This is a genomic window from uncultured Maricaulis sp. (assembly GCF_963975345.1).
In the GTDB taxonomy this organism is placed as follows: Bacteria; Pseudomonadota; Alphaproteobacteria; order Caulobacterales; family Maricaulaceae; genus Maricaulis.
This window is the reverse complement of record NZ_CAXBGE010000009.1, coordinates 126,592-144,729: the sequence shown is the minus strand read 5'-3', so window position 1 is coordinate 144,729 and position 18,138 is coordinate 126,592. Positions and strand designations below refer to the sequence as shown.

General features: G+C 63.7%; 20 protein-coding genes. 8 read left to right on the top strand and 12 right to left on the bottom strand.

Translation table 11 applies throughout. The annotated features are described in order from the left end of the window. Positions 1-99 precede the first annotated feature (99 nt). A complete protein-coding gene (locus AAC029_RS11270; RefSeq protein WP_339747664.1) occupies positions 100-1,863 on the top strand; it encodes an amidohydrolase in 1,764 nt (587 codons plus the stop codon). On the opposite strand, the gene AAC029_RS11265 is transcribed toward AAC029_RS11270, so the two are convergent. Together AAC029_RS11265 and cobT are read right to left on the bottom strand one after the other, a co-directional pair. Beyond that, positions 1,860-2,846 carry an esterase-like activity of phytase family protein gene (locus AAC029_RS11265; protein WP_339747661.1) on the bottom strand — a complete coding sequence of 329 codons (987 nt, stop codon included), beginning with the start codon at positions 2,844-2,846 and terminating at the stop codon, positions 1,860-1,862. The two genes, AAC029_RS11270 and AAC029_RS11265, sit on opposite strands and share 4 nt — an antisense overlap. Before the next feature lie 13 nt (positions 2,847-2,859). After that, on the bottom strand, positions 2,860-4,773 hold the full coding sequence (cobT, locus tag AAC029_RS11260; RefSeq protein ID WP_339747658.1) for a cobaltochelatase subunit CobT: 1,914 nt from the start codon (positions 4,771-4,773) through the stop codon (positions 2,860-2,862). Between the two features lie 171 nt (positions 4,774-4,944). On the opposite strand from cobT, the gene AAC029_RS11255 reads away from it, so the two are divergent. From AAC029_RS11255 to AAC029_RS11245, 3 genes are all read left to right on the top strand, one after another. Then, complete coding sequence (locus tag AAC029_RS11255; protein ID WP_339747655.1) at positions 4,945-5,190, top strand: hypothetical protein; 246 nt, start codon at positions 4,945-4,947, stop codon at positions 5,188-5,190. A gap of 152 nt (positions 5,191-5,342) precedes the next feature. Next, entirely contained in the window at positions 5,343-5,627 is a 285-nt protein-coding gene (locus AAC029_RS11250) for a DUF1778 domain-containing protein (protein ID WP_339747652.1), read from the top strand. Beyond that, on the top strand, positions 5,624-6,121 hold the full coding sequence (locus AAC029_RS11245; RefSeq protein WP_339747649.1) for a GNAT family N-acetyltransferase: 498 nt from the start codon (positions 5,624-5,626) through the stop codon (positions 6,119-6,121). Before AAC029_RS11250 ends, AAC029_RS11245 begins: the two co-directional genes overlap by 4 nt. Here the strand turns inward: AAC029_RS11245 and AAC029_RS11240 are convergent. The 7 genes from AAC029_RS11240 to AAC029_RS11210 all read right to left on the bottom strand — a co-directional run bounded on the left by AAC029_RS11240 (position 6,118) and on the right by AAC029_RS11210 (position 12,056). After that, complete coding sequence (locus AAC029_RS11240; protein WP_339747646.1) at positions 6,118-7,137, bottom strand: hypothetical protein; 1,020 nt, start codon at positions 7,135-7,137, stop codon at positions 6,118-6,120. The genes AAC029_RS11245 and AAC029_RS11240 overlap by 4 nt on opposite strands. A gap of 142 nt (positions 7,138-7,279) precedes the next feature. Beyond that, complete coding sequence (gene merA, locus AAC029_RS11235; protein WP_339747643.1) at positions 7,280-8,710, bottom strand: mercury(II) reductase; 1,431 nt, start codon at positions 8,708-8,710, stop codon at positions 7,280-7,282. A 72-nt stretch (positions 8,711-8,782) separates the two neighbouring features. Then, positions 8,783-9,136, bottom strand: a complete 354-nt coding sequence (locus AAC029_RS11230; protein ID WP_339747640.1) for a cation transporter — start codon at positions 9,134-9,136, stop codon at positions 8,783-8,785. A 28-nt stretch (positions 9,137-9,164) separates the two neighbouring features. Further along, entirely contained in the window at positions 9,165-9,551 is a 387-nt protein-coding gene (locus tag AAC029_RS11225) for a mercuric transporter MerT family protein (protein ID WP_339747637.1), read from the bottom strand. A gap of 218 nt (positions 9,552-9,769) precedes the next feature. Continuing rightward, positions 9,770-10,759: a cobaltochelatase subunit CobS gene (cobS, locus tag AAC029_RS11220; RefSeq protein ID WP_339747634.1), complete on the bottom strand. Its 990-nt coding sequence runs from the start codon at positions 10,757-10,759 to the stop codon at positions 9,770-9,772. Between the two features lie 181 nt (positions 10,760-10,940). Continuing rightward, the gene (locus AAC029_RS11215; RefSeq protein ID WP_339747631.1) at positions 10,941-11,435 is read right to left on the bottom strand and encodes a GNAT family N-acetyltransferase; all 495 of its coding nucleotides are present in this window, start codon (positions 11,433-11,435) and stop codon (positions 10,941-10,943) included. Between the two features lie 6 nt (positions 11,436-11,441). Continuing rightward, positions 11,442-12,056: a J domain-containing protein gene (locus AAC029_RS11210; protein ID WP_339747628.1), complete on the bottom strand. Its 615-nt coding sequence runs from the start codon at positions 12,054-12,056 to the stop codon at positions 11,442-11,444. Between the two features lie 66 nt (positions 12,057-12,122). On the opposite strand from AAC029_RS11210, the gene AAC029_RS11205 reads away from it, so the two are divergent. Then, entirely contained in the window at positions 12,123-12,392 is a 270-nt protein-coding gene (locus AAC029_RS11205; protein WP_339747625.1) for a BolA family protein, read from the top strand. A 10-nt stretch (positions 12,393-12,402) separates the two neighbouring features. On the opposite strand, the gene AAC029_RS11200 is transcribed toward AAC029_RS11205, so the two are convergent. From AAC029_RS11200 to AAC029_RS11190, 3 genes are read right to left on the bottom strand one after another with little or no spacing between them, the layout of a single operon-like run. Continuing rightward, positions 12,403-13,674, bottom strand: coding sequence for an HlyC/CorC family transporter (locus tag AAC029_RS11200; RefSeq protein ID WP_339747622.1), 1,272 nt, complete (start codon positions 13,672-13,674; stop codon positions 12,403-12,405). Beyond that, the gene (aroB, locus tag AAC029_RS11195; RefSeq protein ID WP_339747620.1) at positions 13,671-14,774 is read right to left on the bottom strand and encodes a 3-dehydroquinate synthase; all 1,104 of its coding nucleotides are present in this window, start codon (positions 14,772-14,774) and stop codon (positions 13,671-13,673) included. Before aroB ends, AAC029_RS11200 begins: the two co-directional genes overlap by 4 nt. After that, complete coding sequence (locus tag AAC029_RS11190) at positions 14,771-15,391, bottom strand: shikimate kinase (RefSeq protein WP_339747618.1); 621 nt, start codon at positions 15,389-15,391, stop codon at positions 14,771-14,773. The genes aroB and AAC029_RS11190 overlap by 4 nt, the downstream gene beginning before the upstream one ends. Before the next feature lie 26 nt (positions 15,392-15,417). On the opposite strand from AAC029_RS11190, the gene AAC029_RS11185 reads away from it, so the two are divergent. Genes AAC029_RS11185 through AAC029_RS11175 form a run of 3 tightly spaced genes read left to right on the top strand, consistent with a single transcriptional unit; the run spans position 15,418 to position 18,075 of the window. Further along, entirely contained in the window at positions 15,418-15,558 is a 141-nt protein-coding gene (locus AAC029_RS11185; protein ID WP_339747615.1) for a hypothetical protein, read from the top strand. Then, complete coding sequence (locus tag AAC029_RS11180; protein WP_339747613.1) at positions 15,527-17,146, top strand: hypothetical protein; 1,620 nt, start codon at positions 15,527-15,529, stop codon at positions 17,144-17,146. Before AAC029_RS11185 ends, AAC029_RS11180 begins: the two co-directional genes overlap by 32 nt. Continuing rightward, positions 17,143-18,075 (top strand): site-specific tyrosine recombinase XerD, encoded by a 933-nt coding sequence (locus tag AAC029_RS11175; protein WP_339747611.1) that lies wholly within the window; start codon positions 17,143-17,145, stop codon positions 18,073-18,075. The genes AAC029_RS11180 and AAC029_RS11175 overlap by 4 nt, the downstream gene beginning before the upstream one ends. The last annotated feature ends 63 nt before the right edge of the window (positions 18,076-18,138 follow it).

Here is an 18,138-nt window from a genome sequence, read left to right as displayed (position 1 = left end):
GCTCTGATCGTTATTCTGCCAACGCCCGCTGTCTGCAGCGGGCGTTGTCGTATGCGCGTCGCGAGGATAGTTTGCCCGTCTTGAAGCGGGGAGGCGGTCATGCGCGCGATGAAATTCATTCTTCCATTTTGTCTGTGGGCGCTGGCCGCTTGCGGCGTACCGTCTGACGAGGCCGCTGCGCCAGCGAACGACGAGGCCACGCTCGATTTCGCAGACGATGGCGCCATGCCGGCCGCCGATCTCGTCTTCTGGGGCGGCAGCATCCACACCGCCAATGACAACCAACCGACCGTCCAGGCCGTTGCAGTGCAGGGCGGCCGCATTGTTTTCGCCGGGCCGCAAGCTGGTGCCAGGATCTGGATCGGGCCGCAAACCCGGACGATCGACCTCAATGGCGGCGCGATGTATCCCGGCTTCACCGACAGCCATGTGCATGTACTCGGCGTCGGTGCCCGCGAGCGCACGCTCAATCTGGACGATGTGACCTCGATTGCCGATCTGCAGGCGCGAATCGCTGCCGCAGCCGCAGAGCTTGATCCGGGCAGCGTGCTCTTTGGCCGTGGCTGGATCGAAACCCATTGGCCCGAAGGCCGCTTCCCCAATCGCCATGATCTCGACGTCGTGGCACCGGACCATGTCGTGATCCTGACCCGCGCCGATGGCCATGCCTCGGTCGCCAACACGCTGGCACTGCAACAGGCGGGCATTGGCCTCGACAGTGTCGCGCCCGATGGCGGCGAGATCCTGCGCGAAGCCGATGGCGAGCCCGATGGCATGCTGATTGACGCGGCCCAAGGTGCCGTCAGGGCGCTGGTCGAACAGCCAACGGGCGATGTGCGCGCGGATATCTATGCCCAGGGTGCGCAAGTGATGGCCAGCCGTGGCTGGACCGGGGCACACGACATGTCGGTGCCCTATCAGGATGTCGAAATGATCGAGGGGCTCGCCGAAGCCGGTCGATTACCGATCCGCGACTACATCTCGATCAATCCGGATGGTTATGCCTGGCTTGCCACCCAGACGCCGCGTATCGCCGCCAATGGCCGCGTCATCACGCGTGCGGTCAAAATGTATATGGATGGCGCGCTGGGCTCGCGTGGCGCGGCGCTGCTGGAACCTTATTCCGACCGCCCCGAAAGCTCCGGCCTGCTCTTCCCCGAGGGCGATGAGATGCTGGGTGTCATGACCGAAGCCCTGCGTTCCGGGGTCCAGATCAATGTGCATGCGATCGGTGATCGTGGAAACCGGGTCCTGCTCGACTGGGTCGAGGAAGCGCTCGCCGCCGTGCCGCCGGAAGAACGGGCCCTGCCCGAGCATCGCTGGCGCGATGAGCACAGCCAGATCATCAATCCGGACGATATCCCGCGCTTTGCCGAGCTCGGTGTTATCGCTTCGATGCAGCCCTCGCACGCGATTGGTGATCTTTATTTCGCACCGGCCCGGCTGGGTGAAGTGCGTCTGGAGGGTGCCTATGCCTGGCAGAGCCTGCTCGATGCCGGCGCCCACATCACCGGCGGCACCGATGCTCCGGTCGAGCAGGGCGATCCGCGGATCGAATTCTATGCCGCCACCGCACGCGCTGCGCTTGATGGCTTTCAGGGCGATGACTGGCATCCGGAGGAAGCGCTGTCGCGCGAGGATGCGCTCAAGCTCTTCACCGCTTGGCCGGCCTATGCCTCTTTCCGCGAGGATGAGCTCGGCACGATCCAGGAGGGCCGAATCGCTGATCTGACCATTTTCTCGGCCGACATCATGACAATTCCCGAAGCGGACATCCTCACCGTCGAGCCCTGGATGACCGTGGTCGACGGCGAAGTGGCGTTTGAAGCCCCCGACGCCTTTCATCAAAGCGATGAAGGCTAGCCGGTAACCGAGAACGCCATGAGCAGCGTGCGCTGCGTCTCGCTGTAATTATCGTCCGAGACGATCAGCAGGATGGTTTCGCCGTCGCGATGGAAGGCGGTGATGCCCTCGAAATTGTCGATCGTCGTGGTCGCGTCAAACTCGGCGAGCAATTCCGGCTCGATGGTTTGACCGGTGTCCAGGGCAGTTTCCGCAAAGCGGATGACGCGCACGCGGTTACCGGCATCGGGCGTCCAAAAGCGCTCCAGCGCATAGATCTGACCGTCGATCACAGTCATGCTGGTCAGCCCATGGTCGGCCGGGGCGCTCATGGTCGAGAGCCGCCAGGCGCCTGCTGTTTGGTGCCAGAGATCATAGAGCGTGTCAGTGGAAAACGGCCACTCAATGCCGACCAGCAGGGTGCCGTCATCGAGCAGGGTGATGGCTTCCATGCCACCATTGTGCGGGATCGGTGCGGAGGTTGGTGGCATATCCATCGGGGTGGGACGGGACTGACCGATTCCGCTCCAGTCCTCACCGATCATATAGCAATCGATCCGGTGTTCGCGCTCGAAGCTGACGGCGTAACGCCCATCGCCGAGATCGGCGAGACCTTCGCTATCAGCGGCCTCGCCCTCGAGATGATTGCCGGCCGCGTCGAGCAGGGGCGCGATAACAAGATTGCCGACCTCGACCAGTTCGCCGCGCGCGGACCAGCGCAAATGCGTCGTGACCCACCAAGCGCTATCGGAGACCGCCAACAACCGCTCGCCATCAGCGGAGACTTCCAGCGCGGACAGGCCGCCAAGGCGTTCATCCGCTGACGTAATCTCGATGCCGCCACGCCAGTCGAGCTGGCCCAGCCGGTGCCTCTGCGGCGAATCGGGAAAGAGCGAGACGGCTTCAACCGTCGCGAGGCTCCCGGGCACCGCTGGCGGCGGTGCTGCGGACGGGGAACAGGCGGTGGCCAAAAGAGTCGCGAGCAGCAAGGCGTAGCGTGTCATGGCGGTATCCCCGTTAGCGCCTTGCACCCATATCGGCAGTGTCAGCGCGTTTCATGGTCGATGTCGGCGAGGCCGCACGACCGTTGGTATAACTGGACTTGGTCGGCCCGTCTTCGTCGAACAGAGCAGCGAGTTGATCGGTCATCGCGCCGCCGAGCTGGTCGACATCATTGATCGTTACGGCCTGACGATACCAGCGCGTGACGTCATGGCCAATGCCGATGGCGAGCAATTGTACGTCCGAGCGATCTTCGATCAGGGCAATCGTCTCGCGCAGATGTCGCTCGAGGTAACCGGCTGAATTGGCGGACTGAGTGCCGTCATCAACCGGTGCGCCATCGCTGATCACCATCAGAATGCGGCGTTGCTCGCTGCGGGCAGCGAGGCGTTTCCAGGCCCAGAGCAGGGCCTCGCCATCGATGTTTTCCTTGAGCAGGCCTTCGCGCATCATCAAGCCCAGATTGACCCGGGCACGCCGCCAGGGCGTGTCGGCGGCCTTGTAGATGATATGGCGCAGATCATTGAGCCGGCCCGGCTGTGGCAGCTTGCCCTCGGCGAGCCATTTCTCCTTTGACTTTCCGCCCTTCCAGGCCTTGGTCGTAAAGCCGAGCACTTCGGTTTTGACGCCGCACCGCTCCAGCGTGCGCGCGAGAATATCGGCGCAAGCGGCCGCGACCATGATCGGCCGACCGCGCATTGATCCGGAATTGTCGATCAGCAGGGTGACGATGGTATCGCGGAATTGCGTCTCGCTTTCGGCCTTGTAGGACAGGGGCAAGGTGGGATCCGCGATCACGCGGGCCAGCCGCGCGCCGTCGAGAACGCCTTCCTCGAGATCGAATTTCCAGGCCCGTTCCTGTTTGGCCATCAAGCGGCGCTGCAGCCGGTTGGCGAGGCGGCCGACGACTTGGTCGAGACCTTTCAGCGTGCCATCGAGATATTTGCGCAAGCGGTTCAATTCGTCGGCGTCGCACAGGTCGACGGCGTGGATGACCTCATCGAATTCGCGCGTGAACACCTTGTAGGTCTTGGCGTCGCCATCATCGCCGGGGCGCCAGTTGGGCCGCATCGCCTTTTGGGATGCGCCCTCGTCATCCATCGAATCGACGCGCGTATCGGCGTCGTCGCTGTCGGCATTATTCTCGTCGTCATCGCCAGCGGAACCGGCCGCATCGGGTGTGTCCTGATTGTCGTCGGACTGTCCGTCTTCGTCTTGGTCTTCACCGGTTTTTTGTTCGCGGTCGACGCCTTCATCCTCGTCGTCGGGATTGTCGCTGTCTTCGGCATCGCCGCCGAGCTCGTCGGACAGGTCGAGATCCCGGATCACCGAGCGCAGCATGTCGGCAAAGGCGGCCTGGTCGCGGGCATTGACCGCGAGCGCGTCGAGCGAGCGGCCGGCCTTGTCTTCCAATTGGTCACGCCACAGCGTCATCAGGCCGGCGGCCTCGGCGGGGGCGGGATGACCGCCAATGCGTTCGCGCACCAGCATCGCCAGCGCCTCTTCCATCGGCGCCATTTCGCGTTCGGTGACGTTTTGCCAGCCCTTCTGACGGCAACGGTCAATCAGGGCCGCATCGAGATTGGCGGCCATGCCGCGCATCTCACGCGCACCCAGCCCCTCGACGCGCGCCTGTTCGGCCGCATGAAAAATCGCCCGGGCCGTTGCTCCCGGCGGCAAGGCTTTCGCGTGCGCCGCCTCATTATGATGGGCGATCCGCAGCGCCAGCGCATCGGCGCGGCCGCGCACGGCAGCGGCGGCCTTGGTGGTCGGCTGCGGTCCCGGATTGGGCAATACCATGCGCCCGCCATTGAGCCCGGCGATCTCGCCGCCGAAGCGGACATCAAGCTCCTTGTCGCCGGCAATCGCCCGCGTCGTGATGGCAAGCGCACGCCGGAAGGCGTCGGGATCGGGAGGCGGCTGACTCATGGTGCCCAACCTAATTCGTCTTACGAAAATTGCGAGTGTTGTTGGCGGCAGCGAGCGGCATTTTGCGCCCGGTTTGCTGTTCGGGCTGGTGCGTGGTCTCATGATGGACCGGGCTTGGGTCGGCACGCACGTGCCCGCCTCGTAACCCGCCTTATGGCGAAGGAGCCTGAAATGAGCGATCCATTCAATTACAACAAGGCCTTGGACAACCCGGCCCTGGCCTTCGAAACCCCTGAAGACGTGCTCGCCCAGGCCGGACTGAGTGATGCGCAGAGGATCGAAATCCTGCGTCGTTGGTCGTTCGACGCGACTGAAATCGCCGATGCCGAGGGTGAAGGCATGCAGGGAGACAAGCCCCTGCTGGAGCGTCGCGTTGCGCTGGCGCTTGAGACGCTCACCGGGGGGAGCGATGGCTAGCGGAGCGGGGCAACCAGATCGTCTCGTACAGCGAGCTCGGGGATGCGAGACACCAGTCCATCGCCATTCCTGATATCTGTATATACATTGTGGTCGTGGAGGGGTAGTGTCGTGGCCCTGCTGCCAAGCCCCGTTATGAAGAAGTGAAACCCATGTCCGGCACCGCCCGCTCCAATCCGCCCGGCCGCGATGTCATCAATCTGCGCATACCGGCTGACCAGAAAGCGTTGATCGACCGGGCCGCCGCAGCTCAAGGCCAGTCGCGCACCGAATTCATGCTCGACAGCGCCCGCAAGGCCGCGACTGACGTCCTGCTCGACCGGCGGCTGTTTCAGCTCAGCGAAAGTGAGTTTGCAGCTTTCGAGCACCAGCTTGACGCACCGGTCGGGCAGGGTGCCGACGCCTTGCTGGCTTCGAAATCCCCTTGGGAAAAATGAGCCTGCGCCCGCCGCAGCCGCTCAAGCCGGGGGATCGCGTTGAAGCGTTCGATAGCGGCCAGCTGGCGCTGGATGCCTGGCTCCGGCAGCGCGCCCTGAAAAACGAGAGCACTGGCGCATCGCGCACCTATGTCGTCTGCGAGGGCAGCCAAGTGGTTGGGTATTATAGCCTCGCCACTGGCGCGGTGACTCACCTGGCCGCACCGGGCCCACTACATCGCAATATGCCCACACCCATCCCGGTGATGCTGCTGGCACGGCTCGCTGTGGACCGAAGCTGGCAAGGACAGGGCATCGGTCGCGGCCTGCTGAAAGATGCGGTGCTGCGCACGCAGCGCGCGTCTCAAATCGCGGGCATCAGGGCGCTCTTGGTCCATGCCGTCGATGATGAGGCGGCCGGGTTTTACCGGCGGCATGGTTTTGTGCCTTCGCCGATGGATGCGGCGGTGCTGATGCTGGGGCTGAGCGGCATCGCGGCCCCGCCTCCCGGCTAATCGACCGGGCGGATGGCGGGTGCGTCAGCGAACCAGCTTTCAAGCTCGCCAAGACCCACAGCGCGGCCATCCGTGACGCCGATCTGCGAATAGGTCGTGGTGAAATCGGCCTGCCCCTCGGTAATTGGGTAGGCACCAAAAAATGAGCTCTCGAGATTCCAGCTGAGGATGCGTCCGGCGCCATAGCTGGCGATGTAGCGGTCATGGGTGACGAGGAAGGTCTGACCGGCCTCGCAATCACCGCGCTCCTCACTGCCCCGCGCATAAGTAAGTCCGCGCCGCGCGCCAGCGTCCTCGACCCAGGCCGACGGCTCGCCAACCAGCCCGCGCCCGGGCTGATACTCACCGGTCTTGCGGATTTCGATCTCGTCCCAGCGCTCACCGCATTGCGTGATCTCGACGCGGTCCAGATGCCGGTGACGCACGAGATAATCCCGCAAACCGGTTTCCCACGGGCGCCTGGCTTCGGGTTCGGCGATCAGATTGCGTACGCCCTGCACCAATTGATCCTCGGTCCCGACAGGTTCAATGGCGATGACGCCGCCCTCGGCCGTGCGGAAAACCAGATAGGTCTGCTCCAGGATCAGCGCCATGGAATTGGCGCAGGTCGGCAGGCCGAGAAAACCGGTGCTTGGCGTGCCGACAGGGAATTCGTCCCAGAACAGGGTTTGCGAGTGGGCGGCGGCGTAATCGGTCCCGTCCGCTTCGATCGGCTCGACCGCGATCGCGCCCGCAGCACCCCCGATCTCGTAACTGTCCTCGCCCATGCCCTTCAGGCGTTGATCGACCTGCATTGTGTAGGTCGTCATGGCTATGCCCGATCGCTCGGTCGGCCGCGATGCCACGGGCCGGACCAGTTCCACATAGGCTGACCGGGTCAGGTAATCATAGAGGCGCGGCGCGGCCGAGGCGGCGAGGTTTTGTTCGAAACCGCGCGGTGGTGGTGGCTGGCAGGCCAGTGCCGGTGCCGCGAGGCTCGTCGTTGCCAGCGCACATAATGCCATTGTCTTGATCATGCCCGTTCCCCCAGATTTTCCCGGACATAGTCCGGGCTGGCGCCGTGGGGGTCAAGCGGTCGGAGTGGCTCCTGCCTGGGCCACCGCGCTCGCTTGCTTCAGCGGCGCTTCCGCCAGGTCCGTCCCGCCGCTGCACGCCGGGTTAGCCAGCGCAACAGGAGAGTTTCGCGATATCCTTGTTGAAGCCTTGCGCGGCGAGTTTGAGACCTTCCACCGTGGTGAGATAGGGGAAGATCATCGCTCCAAGCTGCTTGGTGGTCATGCCGAATTTGAGCGCCATCACCATGGTCTGGATCGTGTCGGCACCTTCGGGCGCCATCAGTTGTGCGCCGAGCAGTTTGTCGGTCTTTCGGTCGGCGATCAGTTTGATCAGGCCGCGGGTATCGGCCGCCGCCAGGGCGCGGGGCAGTTGATTGAGTGGTGCGATCGATTCCATGACGTCATATCCGGCATCACGGGCCGCTGCGGCCGTCAGTCCGACCCCGGCAACTTGCGGGTCGGAGAAGACCACCCAGGGCATGGCGCTATTATCATAGGCGTCGACCGGCCGGCCGGCTGCATGATTGGCCGCCAGCTTGGCACCGTAGGCGGCCATATAGACAAACTGGTCGCGTCCGGTGACATCGCCCGCCGCATAGATGGACGGATTGCTGGTGCGCATCTGTCCGTCGACGATTATGCCGCCGCGTGCGTCGAGTTTGACGCCGACGGCACCGGCATCGAGATCGGCGGTATTGGGGCTGCGCCCGGTTGCCACGAGCACACGCTCGGCGGTGATGAGGCGGCGTTCTGTTTCGGATTGGCAGTGCAGTTGAATGCCGGCTGCGGTCTGCTCAATGCTCTGATAGCTGATCCCGGAGCAGATCGTCAGACCTTCGGCTTCGAAGGACGCTTTCAGCGCGTCGCTGATTTCAGGTCCGGCGTCGGGCAGCAATTGGGTACGACAGCAAATCGTGACCTTGACCCCGGCACGAGCAAACATCTGCCCCAGCTCGCATCCAATGACGCCGCCGCCGATGACCAGCAGCGATTCAGGCAGGTCCTGCAGTTCCAGTGCGCTGGTCGAGTCGAGTTTCTCGATCGACTCGATGCCCGGGATGGGCGGCATGGCGGCAGACGAACCCGTGGTGATGATGGTTTTCGGGGCACGGATGGTGCGGCCATCAAATGCGACCCCACCCTCGACAAGCTTGGCCGGGCCCGCAGCCTCGATATAGGTCAGGCCATCATATTCGGGCAGCAGGGCTTCGTATTTCTTGTTTCGAAGGCCAGACACCAACTGTGCCTTCTGCGCCTGCACGGCCGTCCAGTCATCGATACGGGATGTCACGGAAATGCCGGAAAAACGCCGGGCGGCGGGCCCGCTATGAACGGCCTCCATCGCCCGGATCAGGGCTTTCGACGGGACACAGCCAATATTGACGCAGGTTCCACCGATGAGACCATGTCCGATCAGCGCCACGCGGGCACCGCCTTCGGCCGCTGTAATCGCGGCCGAAAACCCGGCCGATCCGGCACCTAAGACCAGGATATCAAATGCGTCATTGGCGCCGTTTCGGGTGCTGTCTTTCATCGGGATTGTCTCCGTTTATCAGGCAAATTGGGGCAGGCCCTGGTGTTCTGGCCTTCAGGGGTCTTCTGGCCCTTATGGGTGATCGGCACCTGGCGTGTCCGAAACGTGGGCCGGATACCCGGCATCGTTGGAGGCTTGACCAATCGCGTCGGTCGTCGTGACGGCCGGGTTGAAATTCACCGTGGCGGTCTTGGCCTCAAAGTCGATATCGACCGACTCGACACCGTCCACACGGCTCATCGCGGTGCGCACCGTGATCGGACACATCGCGCAGGTCATGCCGTCGATCGCGAAGGTGGCGGTTTGGGTCTGCTCGGCGGCGGCCACGCTATTGGCTTCGACCGGCGCGGAATTATACGCAGCAAGACCGAATCCAGCGACGGCGACGAGGCTGGCTGCCAATATCGATTTCGTGATGTTATTCATGGTCTTTCTCCTGATGAAAACTCGGTTGTTAGTAAAAAAGCGGAGCCCAGAGATCGATGGTCGCGGCTAGCAGGACAATCGCCAGTCCGGCCCATAGGGCGGTTTTTGTGACCAGCCGGGATTCCGGCCGGGCGCAAGCCGAACCCGGTTCACAGGCTGGTTGGGGTTTGAAGTAAACATGCCAGAACCCGACCCCGATCATCGCGAGGGTGACCAGGATGAAATAGGGCTTGTAGGGTTCAAGCGCTGTGAGCGATCCGATCCAGGCACCGCTCACACCTGTGAGCACCAGGATAAGGGGCAGAATGCAGCAGGACGACGCCAGGACGGCGCCGAGAATACCACCGGTTGCCAGCAGGCGTCCGGATTGCCGGTCGCCCGGTTTCGTCAATGTGTCTTGATCAATTTCAGCCATCAGCTTTCAGGTCCATCTCCGTTTTTTTAAACCTACGCCCTGTAGTAACTACAGGAGCAAGACAAATCGGAACCTGAATCATCACGCTGTTGTGAGGTTGGAAAATGGCTGATTCTGCGCGCGCGAAGCCGGCGCGTCGCTGGGGCTCAAACGGCGCGTCACCGCAGACGAAGTGAAGACATCACCCCGTCAGAGCGGGAAGCGCCGGGCAGGTGCCCTTAGGCCACTGCGCTCGCAGCCTTCACCGGCGCTTCGGCCAGATCCGTCCCGAACACGCGCTGATACATTTCCGCAATCGTCGGGCGTTCCAGCTCGTCGCATTTATTGAGGAAGGTCAGGCGGAAGGAGTGGCCGAGATCGTGGAAAATCGCGTCGTTCTCCGCCCAGGTCAGCACGGTGCGCGGGCTCATCACGGTTGAGATGTCGCCATTGACGAAAGCTTCGCGCGTCAGATCGGCCAGCTTGACCATGTCGGCGACCTGTTTGCGGCCGGCCTCGGTCTTGGCGAGATTCTTCATCTTGGCGAGCACGATGGCGTTCTCGGTTGCGGTCGGCAGATAGTTCAGCGTCGAGACGATAGACCAGCGGTCCATCTGGCCCTGATTGATCTGCTGGGTGCCGTGATAGAGGCCGGTGGTATCGCCGAGCCCGATCGTATTGGTGGTCGAGAACAGGCGGAAGGACGGGTTGGGCCGGATCACCTTGGTCTGGTCGAGCAGGGTGAGCGAACCGGAGGCTTCGAGCACGCGCTGGATCACGAACATCACGTCGGGACGGCCGGCATCATATTCGTCGAACAATAGCGCGATCGGACGCTGCAGCGCCCAGGGCAGGATGCCCTCCTGGAATTCGGTGACCTGCTTGCCGTCCTTCAACACGATGGCGTCCTTGCCGACCATGTCGATGCGCGAGATATGGCTGTCGAGATTGACCCGCACCATCGGCCAGTTGAGCCGCGCGGCGACCTGTTCGATATGGGTCGACTTGCCGGTGCCGTGATAGCCCTGGATCATCACCCGCCGGTTGAAGGCAAAGCCTGCCAGGATCGCCCGCGTCGTCGCCGGATCGAACACATAGTCCGGATCAATCTTCGGCGTATGCGCGTCGGGCTGCGAAAACATCGGCACGTCAAAGCCGGCATCGAAGCCGAACAGGGCCTTGCTATCGGCAATGGCATCAGGGGCAGGCACGGGGAATTCATCGCTCATGGAACCGGTCTTTTCGTTTGGGGACGTCTGGACTGCAAAGGCGCACGGGATCGTGCCCCCGGACTATCCCAGCCCGCCGCGCGCGGCAAGGGAGGGTGTGAGATGGGGGGCTAAAGGGGACAGGTATAATTAACGCGCTCGCACGATGCCGCCTTTGCTGGCAGGCCGGACAGGCTGCGCGTTAATTATACCTGTCCCCTTTAGGGTTGCGCCACTCCAGAAAGAAGTGCGTCTCGTTTTCGCCAATCTCGGCGAAGCCCTCGCGGCGGTAAAGCGAGCCGACCGGGTTCCATTTGAGATATTCCAACCGCACCGGGCGGGCCTCAAGCTTCGCGATGGCCAGGCAGTGGCGCAGGATGGCGGTTCCGCGGCCCTGTTTCTGGACATCGGGTGCGAGATAGAATTCGCCGATCCGGATCCAGCTTTGCTCGCGATAAAACGCGATCGTACCGATCGGGGCATTATTTTCGGCGATCTTGAACAAGGGCAAAGCGGCAAAGCGCTGGCGGTGAAAATCCCGCTGCCAGCTCTCGTCCCAACCCCATTTCGCGGTGATATAGGGGCCGATGGCCTGCCGTTTTACCTCGAACGAGAAGTCGAAATCGGCTTGAGAATCGCCAAGGCGGGAAAAGCGGGTCGCTGGGGGCAGATCGGGAATTGTGAGGTCACAATCCATCAGCGATCACGCCATCCCAACGCCCTTGAGAATTTGATAGGACGCAATCACGCGCCCGAGCTGTTCTTCGCTTGAGCGGTCGCCGCCATTGGCGTCGGGGTGGAAGCGTTTGACCAGTTCGGCATAGCGGCGGCGAACCGTTGACGGATCAACATCGGGCTTGAGGCCCATTGTCTCCAGCGCCTTGGATTGCAGCCGGCCCATGGTTTTTTCGCGCGGGCCGTCTTCATGGGCCCTGGATTTGTCGCCGAAATTCCCCATCGTGTCGTTGAAACCGTCGGCGAAATCGCGGCTGGCGCGCTGGGCCTTGTGACGCGAGCTGGTCGAATTGCGCCAGCCCCAGGTCGGACGGTGACCATAGGATGAGGATTCGCGATAGGCCTGCGCCGCGCTCTCGCTCATGCCTTCGAAGAAATTCCACGACTTGTTGTATTCCGAGGCGTGGCTCTGGCAGAACCAGTAGAAATCGCTGAGTTGATCGTTCGATTTCGGCGCCCGGCTATTGCCATGGCTGCGGCAACCGGGCCATTCACACACACGTTCCTCGGCCGAAGGCTTGTCCTTGGGCGGCTTGATGCGGATGTCTTTGAACCGCGGTGTATATTCGAAGGCGTCGGTCATAGCGTCCAATTATGGTCATGCGCAGGTAAAGCGGCAATGAAACGGGTGTCAAAAAAGGTGACATTAATGATGACGATGAGAGATCAGATCGAAACCCGCCTGCGCGAGGCGCTGGCACCGGTGACCCTGAATGTCAGCGATGACAGCCATTTGCACGCGGGTCATGCAGGTGCGCGCCCCGGCGGGGAGAGCCATTTCAGCGTTGAGATTGTCTCCAGCCGGTTTGAGGGGCTCGGACGGGTCGCCCGCCACCGCTTGGTCAATGAAGCGCTGGCCGAGCCGCTCAAGGGCCCGATCCATGCGCTGGCGATCAAGGCGCGGGCTCCGGGCGAGTAGGTGCTCCGCCTCAGTCCGGGCTGGCGCTGACGCGCAATTGGGTGATCTGGTTGCGGCGCCGTTCGGCGACTTCAAACCGCACGCCGTGGAAATGAAACACCTGGCCGCGTTCCGGAATCGTCTGGGCCTCGTGGATCACCAGGCCGGCCAGGGTGACGGCCTCCTCGTCGGGCAAATGCCAGTCGAGGGCCCGATTGAGATCGCGGATCGGGATCACGCCATCGACCAGCCAAGTGCCTTCGGCCTCCGGCTTGATGCCTTCGACGGTGATGTCGTGCTCGTCCTCGATCGCGCCGACGATCTCTTCGAGAATATCTTCCAGCGTCACCAGACCCATCAGCGCGCCATATTCGTCGACGACGAGGGCGAAATGCTCGCGCTTTTCGCGGAACGCGTTGAGCTGGTCGAGCACTTCGGTGGTCTCCGGCACAAACCAGGGCTCGCGCAGGATCGCCTGAATATTGATCGTCGACGGGTCGCCATTATTGTCGTGCATCGCACGCGCCAGATCGCGCGCATGTAGCACGCCGACGATATTGTCCGGATCACCCTGATAGAGCGGCAGGCGCGTATGCGGACTGTGCAGCGCGTCCTGAGCGATTTCCGAGGCCGGCAGGTCGATATCGATCATGTGGATGGATTTGCGGTGGACCATGATGTCGTCGACGGTCAGTTCGCGCAGGTCGAGCACGCCGCCGAGCATGTCACGGTCATTCTTGACCACACCGCCATCCTCGTGATGCAGCGCGATTGCGCCGCGCAATTCGTCATGGGCTGACAGGACCGGGCCTTCGACCCGGGCGCCGAGCAGGCGCAACACGCCGCGCACAATCGTTTGGACCGCACCGACAATCGGCGCGAAAATCTGAACGATCACCAGCACCGGCCGCGACACCGCGAGCGCGAAACGCTCCGGGTTCGACAGGGCATAGGTTTTCGGCATCACTTCAGCGAACACCAGCACCACGACCGTCATCACCGCCGTGGCGATCCAGACGCTGTGCTCGCCGCCGAGCATGCGAGCGAATAATTGTCCGGTGAGCATGGAGGCGGCGATATTGACCAGATTATTGCCGAGCAGCAGTGAGCCGAGCAGGCCTTCGCCATCGCTGATCAGCCGGTTGACCCGCGCGGCGGCCGGGTTTTTGTCGCGCTCGAGCTGCAGGATGCGCGCACGCGAGGTTGCGGTCAGTGAGGTTTCCGAACCGGAGAAAAAGGCCGACAGCATCAGCAGGCCAATAATCAGCAGGGCGGGGCCAATCAGGCTCCAGTCGAGGCTCATGAGAGCGAAGTCTCCAAAAATGCGACCAGATGTGTCGCGTCAATCCGAGGGTCTATCCATGCTTTGCCAATACCACGGGCGAGAATCAAGGTGATTTCCCCGGCCTGGTTTTTCTTGTCATCGCGCATCCGCTCGACCAGCCGGCTCGCATCCCAGCCGGTATGGGCAAGGCTTGCGCCACTCCAGGGCAGACCGACGGTGCGCAAATGCGCCTCGACGCGGTCGGCGTCGGCCTTTGGGCATTCGCCGCGCGCCACCGAATAGCGAAAGGCCAGGGCAATCCCCGCCGCGACAGCCTCGCCATGGCGGATCGCGTCCTTGGGCGCTTCCGCTTCGAAGGCATGGGCGAAGGTGTGGCCGAGATTGAGCAAAGCGCGGTGGCCATGCTCCAGCTCGTCCTCGGCGACGATGCGCGCTTTAAAGCCTACGGCGTCGGCAATCGCTTGTGCCAGCGGTGCGCCCTGCAGCACGCCGGTGCCAGCCGCATCGAGACGTTCGAACATCGCCGCATCGCCGATCAGCGCGGCCTTGACGATCTCGGCATAACCGGCCCGGCGTTCGCGTTCGGGCAGGGTGGCGAGCAGGCTGGTGTCGGCGATCACCAGGCGCGGCTGGTGGAAGGCGCCGGCGAAATTCTTGCCCTGGCGGGTATTGATGCCGGTCTTGCCCCCGACCGAACTGTCGACCTGGGCCAGCAATGTGGTCGGGATTTGCACGAAATCGACGCCGCGCTTGGTGACCGCCGCGGCAAAGCCGGTCAGATCACCGATCACGCCGCCGCCCAGAGCGATGATGGCTTCGGAGCGTTCGATATTGCGGTCCAGCAGGGCATCGACGAGCTGTTCCAGTCCGGCAAAACTCTTGGCGCGCTCGCCCGGCTCCATCACGATCGGATCGCAGGCAATGCCGGCGCGCGCCAGCAGGGCCGTGACGCGGTCCAGGTGTAGCGGCGCGACATGGCTGTCGGTGACGAGGATGGCGCGCCGGCGCGGAAACAGGGCGGGCAGGCGTTCGGCGGCGGTGTCGAGTGCGCCTTCGCCGACCAGCACGTCATAGCTGCGAGCCCCGAGGCCAACCGGCACTGTGAGAACCGGGCTCACTGGACGGCCTCCCAATCCTTCAGTGCGGCGAGAATGATCTGTGCTGTTGCCTGGTGATTGCCCGCCGATGCATCGATCCGGATATCGGCTTCGGCATAGGCGGGCTCACGCGTTTCAAGCAGGTTTCCGAGAATTTCCAGCGGATCGCCATCGCGCAGAAGCGGCCGCGTATCGCGCCGGGCGACACGCGTGGCCAGGGTCTCGATATCGGCCTGCAGCCAGACCGAGACCGCGCGCTCCTTCACCAAGGCGCGGGTCTGCGGGTCGACAAAGGAGCCGCCGCCCAGTGCCAGCACCATCGGCGCCTCATCAAGCAGGCGCGCGATGACTTTGCGTTCGCCCTCGCGGAAGGCGGCTTCGCCGAAATCGTTGAAAATCTCGCTGACACTGCGGCCGGCGGCGCGTTCAATCTCATGGTCGGCATCGTTGAAAGGCCGGTCCATGATCGCAGCCAGACGGCGCCCGACCGTGGTCTTGCCGGCGCCCATCAGGCCGATCAGTACGACGCAGCGATCATCTAAAGCAGTGCGGGTCATCACATCGGTATAAAGCGTCTGGAAATCGCCGCAATCCGGGTTACCCTTGGCTCGCTGATGTTTGCCATGCTGGTGGCGCACCAATTGCACATGAGGAAGGTGAATTCATGCGGGGTTTTCTGGTCGGTCTGGTGGTTGTCGCCGGCATTCTTGCAGCGGGCTTCGGCACGTTGATGGTTATCGCGAACGGCATGCAGCCGTCGCAGGAGGAAGTTCGTGTCCAACTGGACGATAATTTTCCGCGCTAGCGGTCTGGCTTTGCTGTTGGGCGGTTCCGCCCTCGCGCAGGCGCCCATCGAAGTTCAAAGTCTCGATGCGCTTGATCCGCTTGAGGTTGGTCTGCCTGACGCAGCGATGGGTATCGCGCTGTGGGATGGCAGCGATCTGGACATGGCCAGCCAGGTGCTCACCCGGCTGCCGACCGCCGACGGGGCGGGCTATGCCTCGCCGGCCGTGGCAGAGTTGGCGCGATCCGTGCTCAGCTCCGGCGGCTATCCGCCTGCGGGCGGACGCGGTGATCAGGCGCTGCCTGTCCTGCGCGCTGACCGTCTGCTCGCCGCCGGCGGCGTGTTTGAAGCCTATGACTTGCTCGAACGCACACCCAATCTGAACCAGAATGAACCGCTTTCACGCCTGCATGCGGAACTGGCCTTCGCGAGCGGCAATACGCGCAATGCCTGTCATACGGCGAATGCGCTGCTGCGTGGCCGCGAGCAGGCCTACTGGCTGCGCTCGCGGGCCTTCTGCCTGGCGCTAGATGGTCAGGACAGCGCGGCTGAATTGACGGCGGAGCTGGCACGCAATGCCAGCGACGATGCCGGCTATGACACGATGCTGTTCGCGATCACGCTCCACGGCGAGAGCCCGGCCACCATGCCCGTCATCGATTCGGGTCTGAAACTCGCCATGGCGCATCGGCTCGGCAGCGATGCCGGCGTCGATGATCTCGATGTGACCGGTGCACCGGGCTGGCTGCAACGCTTCGTACACGGCCGTGCCGCGCCGGCCCCGGTTCCGGCCAGTGATCCCGCGACGGCTCTGGCTGCTGCGCTGGTCCTGCCGGGCCTGGAGCGTACTGCGGCGCTGGAAGCCGTGCTGGTCCAGGGCGTTGATCGCGAACTGGCTGCGGCCGCGCTTTCCGGTCTGCTGGACGATGCGGTGAGTGCGCACGCTTTTGCCGCAGCGGCACGCGCTTATGGCGGCGAAGTTCACACCCTGCCAGTGACCCGCACAACGCTGAGCGACGGCTATCGCTTTGCCCTCGCAGCCCTGTTGAGCGGCGATGTCCGCACCGCCTCGCAATGGCGTGGCGCGCTGATGGACGGTCCGCCACAGCCGCCAGCCCCGGCGTTTGACGAGACCGGCAAGCCGCTCGATCCCTTCCTCGACAATCCCGTGACCGAAGCGCCTTCCGCCTGGGTGCCACCGGCACCGCGCCGCATGGTCAATCTCGACCTGGCGATTGCCATCGCCCGCGACCGGCTCGCGACTGACCAGACCTCGGCCCTGCTGGGAGCGCATCTCGAGGCCTATGGCGCCGTGGCTTTGCCTGACATGCTGGCACTCAACCGGCTTGGCGCCGGTGAAGCGGCGGGCTTGCGCCTGGCCCTGCTGCAGCGATCCGCGATCCCTGTCGGGCCCGAAGTGCTGGCGATGGAAGCCGCCGCGCGGGCCAATGCCCGGGCTGAAGCAGCGATATTGGCGATTTCGGCTCTGGCCGCCACCCAGCCCAATGCCGAGACGCTCAGCCGTGCGGCTGCAGTGCTCGATCAGCTTGGTCTGCGCCGGGCCGCGCTCAATCTGTTGCTGGAGCGGCTGGTCGCGAGGGCGGTGTGAACACAGGTCCGGAGATCGACCTCTTCCTCGACATGATGGCCGCCGAGCGCGGCGCCGCCCGCAACACACTCGACGCCTATGCCCGCGATCTGACCGATGTCTCGCAGCGCCTCGCCGCGCGCGGTGTCCCGCTGACCCTGGCCGCGACCACCGATCTGGAACAGGTGCTGGCCGGGATTGAATCCGATGGGCTGTCGGCAGCGACAGCGGCGCGGCGGCTCTCCGCGATGAAACGCTTCTACCGCTTCCTGCTCTCGGAAGGCCGGCGCAGTGATGATCCCTGCACGCCGCTGCGCGGGCCGAAACAGGGGCGCAGCCTGCCGAAAATCCTCAGCGAAGCCGATGTCGACGCCCTGTTCGGCGCCGTCGCCGATTTGCCAGGGCCGTCGGGCCTGCGCACACGGGCGTTGCTGGAAATCCTCTATGCCGGCGGCTTGCGGGTCACAGAACTGGTGAGCCTGCCGCTCAGCGCCTTCATCCAGACCGAACGCTGCATTTTCGTTACCGGCAAGGGCGGGCGCGAGCGCCTGGTGCCGCTGACCGCCTCGGCCCTCGAGGCGATGGCGGCCTATCGCGAGGTGCGCGCCGCGCATCTGCCGCCTGCCAAATCGGGCCAGCACAAGGCCCAGCGCTATCTGTTTCCCTCACGCACGGCGAAATCGGGTCATCTGACCCGCGAACGCTTCGCCCAGATCCTGCAGGAAGTCGCGCTGGCCGCAGGCCTCGACCCGGCCCGGGTGTCGCCGCACGTGCTGCGCCATGCGTTCGCGACGCACTTGCTGGCGCGCGGCGCCGATCTGCGCTCGGTCCAGCTCTTGCTTGGCCATGCCGATGTCTCGACGACGCAGATCTATACCCATGTGCTCGATGAGCGCCTGAAATCCCTGGTCGAGACCGCGCATCCGCTCGCGCGTCCGGGAAGTAAATGAGCGGAATTTAACTCGCGCCCGGCCTGGCTCCTGCCTATGGCTGAACCCCGACACACAATCGGG

Coding starts and splice junctions, on each gene's coding strand:
- AAC029_RS11270 (WP_339747664.1), top strand. CDS start 100: ATGCGCGCGATGAAATTCATTCTTCCATTTTGTCTGTGGGCGCTGGCC.
- AAC029_RS11265 (WP_339747661.1), bottom strand. CDS start 2,846: ATGACACGCTACGCCTTGCTGCTCGCGACTCTTTTGGCCACCGCCTGT.
- cobT (WP_339747658.1), bottom strand. CDS start 4,773: ATGAGTCAGCCGCCTCCCGATCCCGACGCCTTCCGGCGTGCGCTTGCC.
- AAC029_RS11255 (WP_339747655.1), top strand. CDS start 4,945: ATGAGCGATCCATTCAATTACAACAAGGCCTTGGACAACCCGGCCCTG.
- AAC029_RS11250 (WP_339747652.1), top strand. CDS start 5,343: ATGTCCGGCACCGCCCGCTCCAATCCGCCCGGCCGCGATGTCATCAAT.
- AAC029_RS11245 (WP_339747649.1), top strand. CDS start 5,624: ATGAGCCTGCGCCCGCCGCAGCCGCTCAAGCCGGGGGATCGCGTTGAA.
- AAC029_RS11240 (WP_339747646.1), bottom strand. CDS start 7,137: ATGATCAAGACAATGGCATTATGTGCGCTGGCAACGACGAGCCTCGCG.
- merA (WP_339747643.1), bottom strand. CDS start 8,710: ATGAAAGACAGCACCCGAAACGGCGCCAATGACGCATTTGATATCCTG.
- AAC029_RS11230 (WP_339747640.1), bottom strand. CDS start 9,136: ATGAATAACATCACGAAATCGATATTGGCAGCCAGCCTCGTCGCCGTC.
- AAC029_RS11225 (WP_339747637.1), bottom strand. CDS start 9,551: ATGGCTGAAATTGATCAAGACACATTGACGAAACCGGGCGACCGGCAA.
- cobS (WP_339747634.1), bottom strand. CDS start 10,759: ATGAGCGATGAATTCCCCGTGCCTGCCCCTGATGCCATTGCCGATAGC.
- AAC029_RS11215 (WP_339747631.1), bottom strand. CDS start 11,435: ATGGATTGTGACCTCACAATTCCCGATCTGCCCCCAGCGACCCGCTTT.
- AAC029_RS11210 (WP_339747628.1), bottom strand. CDS start 12,056: ATGACCGACGCCTTCGAATATACACCGCGGTTCAAAGACATCCGCATC.
- AAC029_RS11205 (WP_339747625.1), top strand. CDS start 12,123: ATGATGACGATGAGAGATCAGATCGAAACCCGCCTGCGCGAGGCGCTG.
- AAC029_RS11200 (WP_339747622.1), bottom strand. CDS start 13,674: ATGAGCCTCGACTGGAGCCTGATTGGCCCCGCCCTGCTGATTATTGGC.
- AAC029_RS11185 (WP_339747615.1), top strand. CDS start 15,418: ATGCGGGGTTTTCTGGTCGGTCTGGTGGTTGTCGCCGGCATTCTTGCA.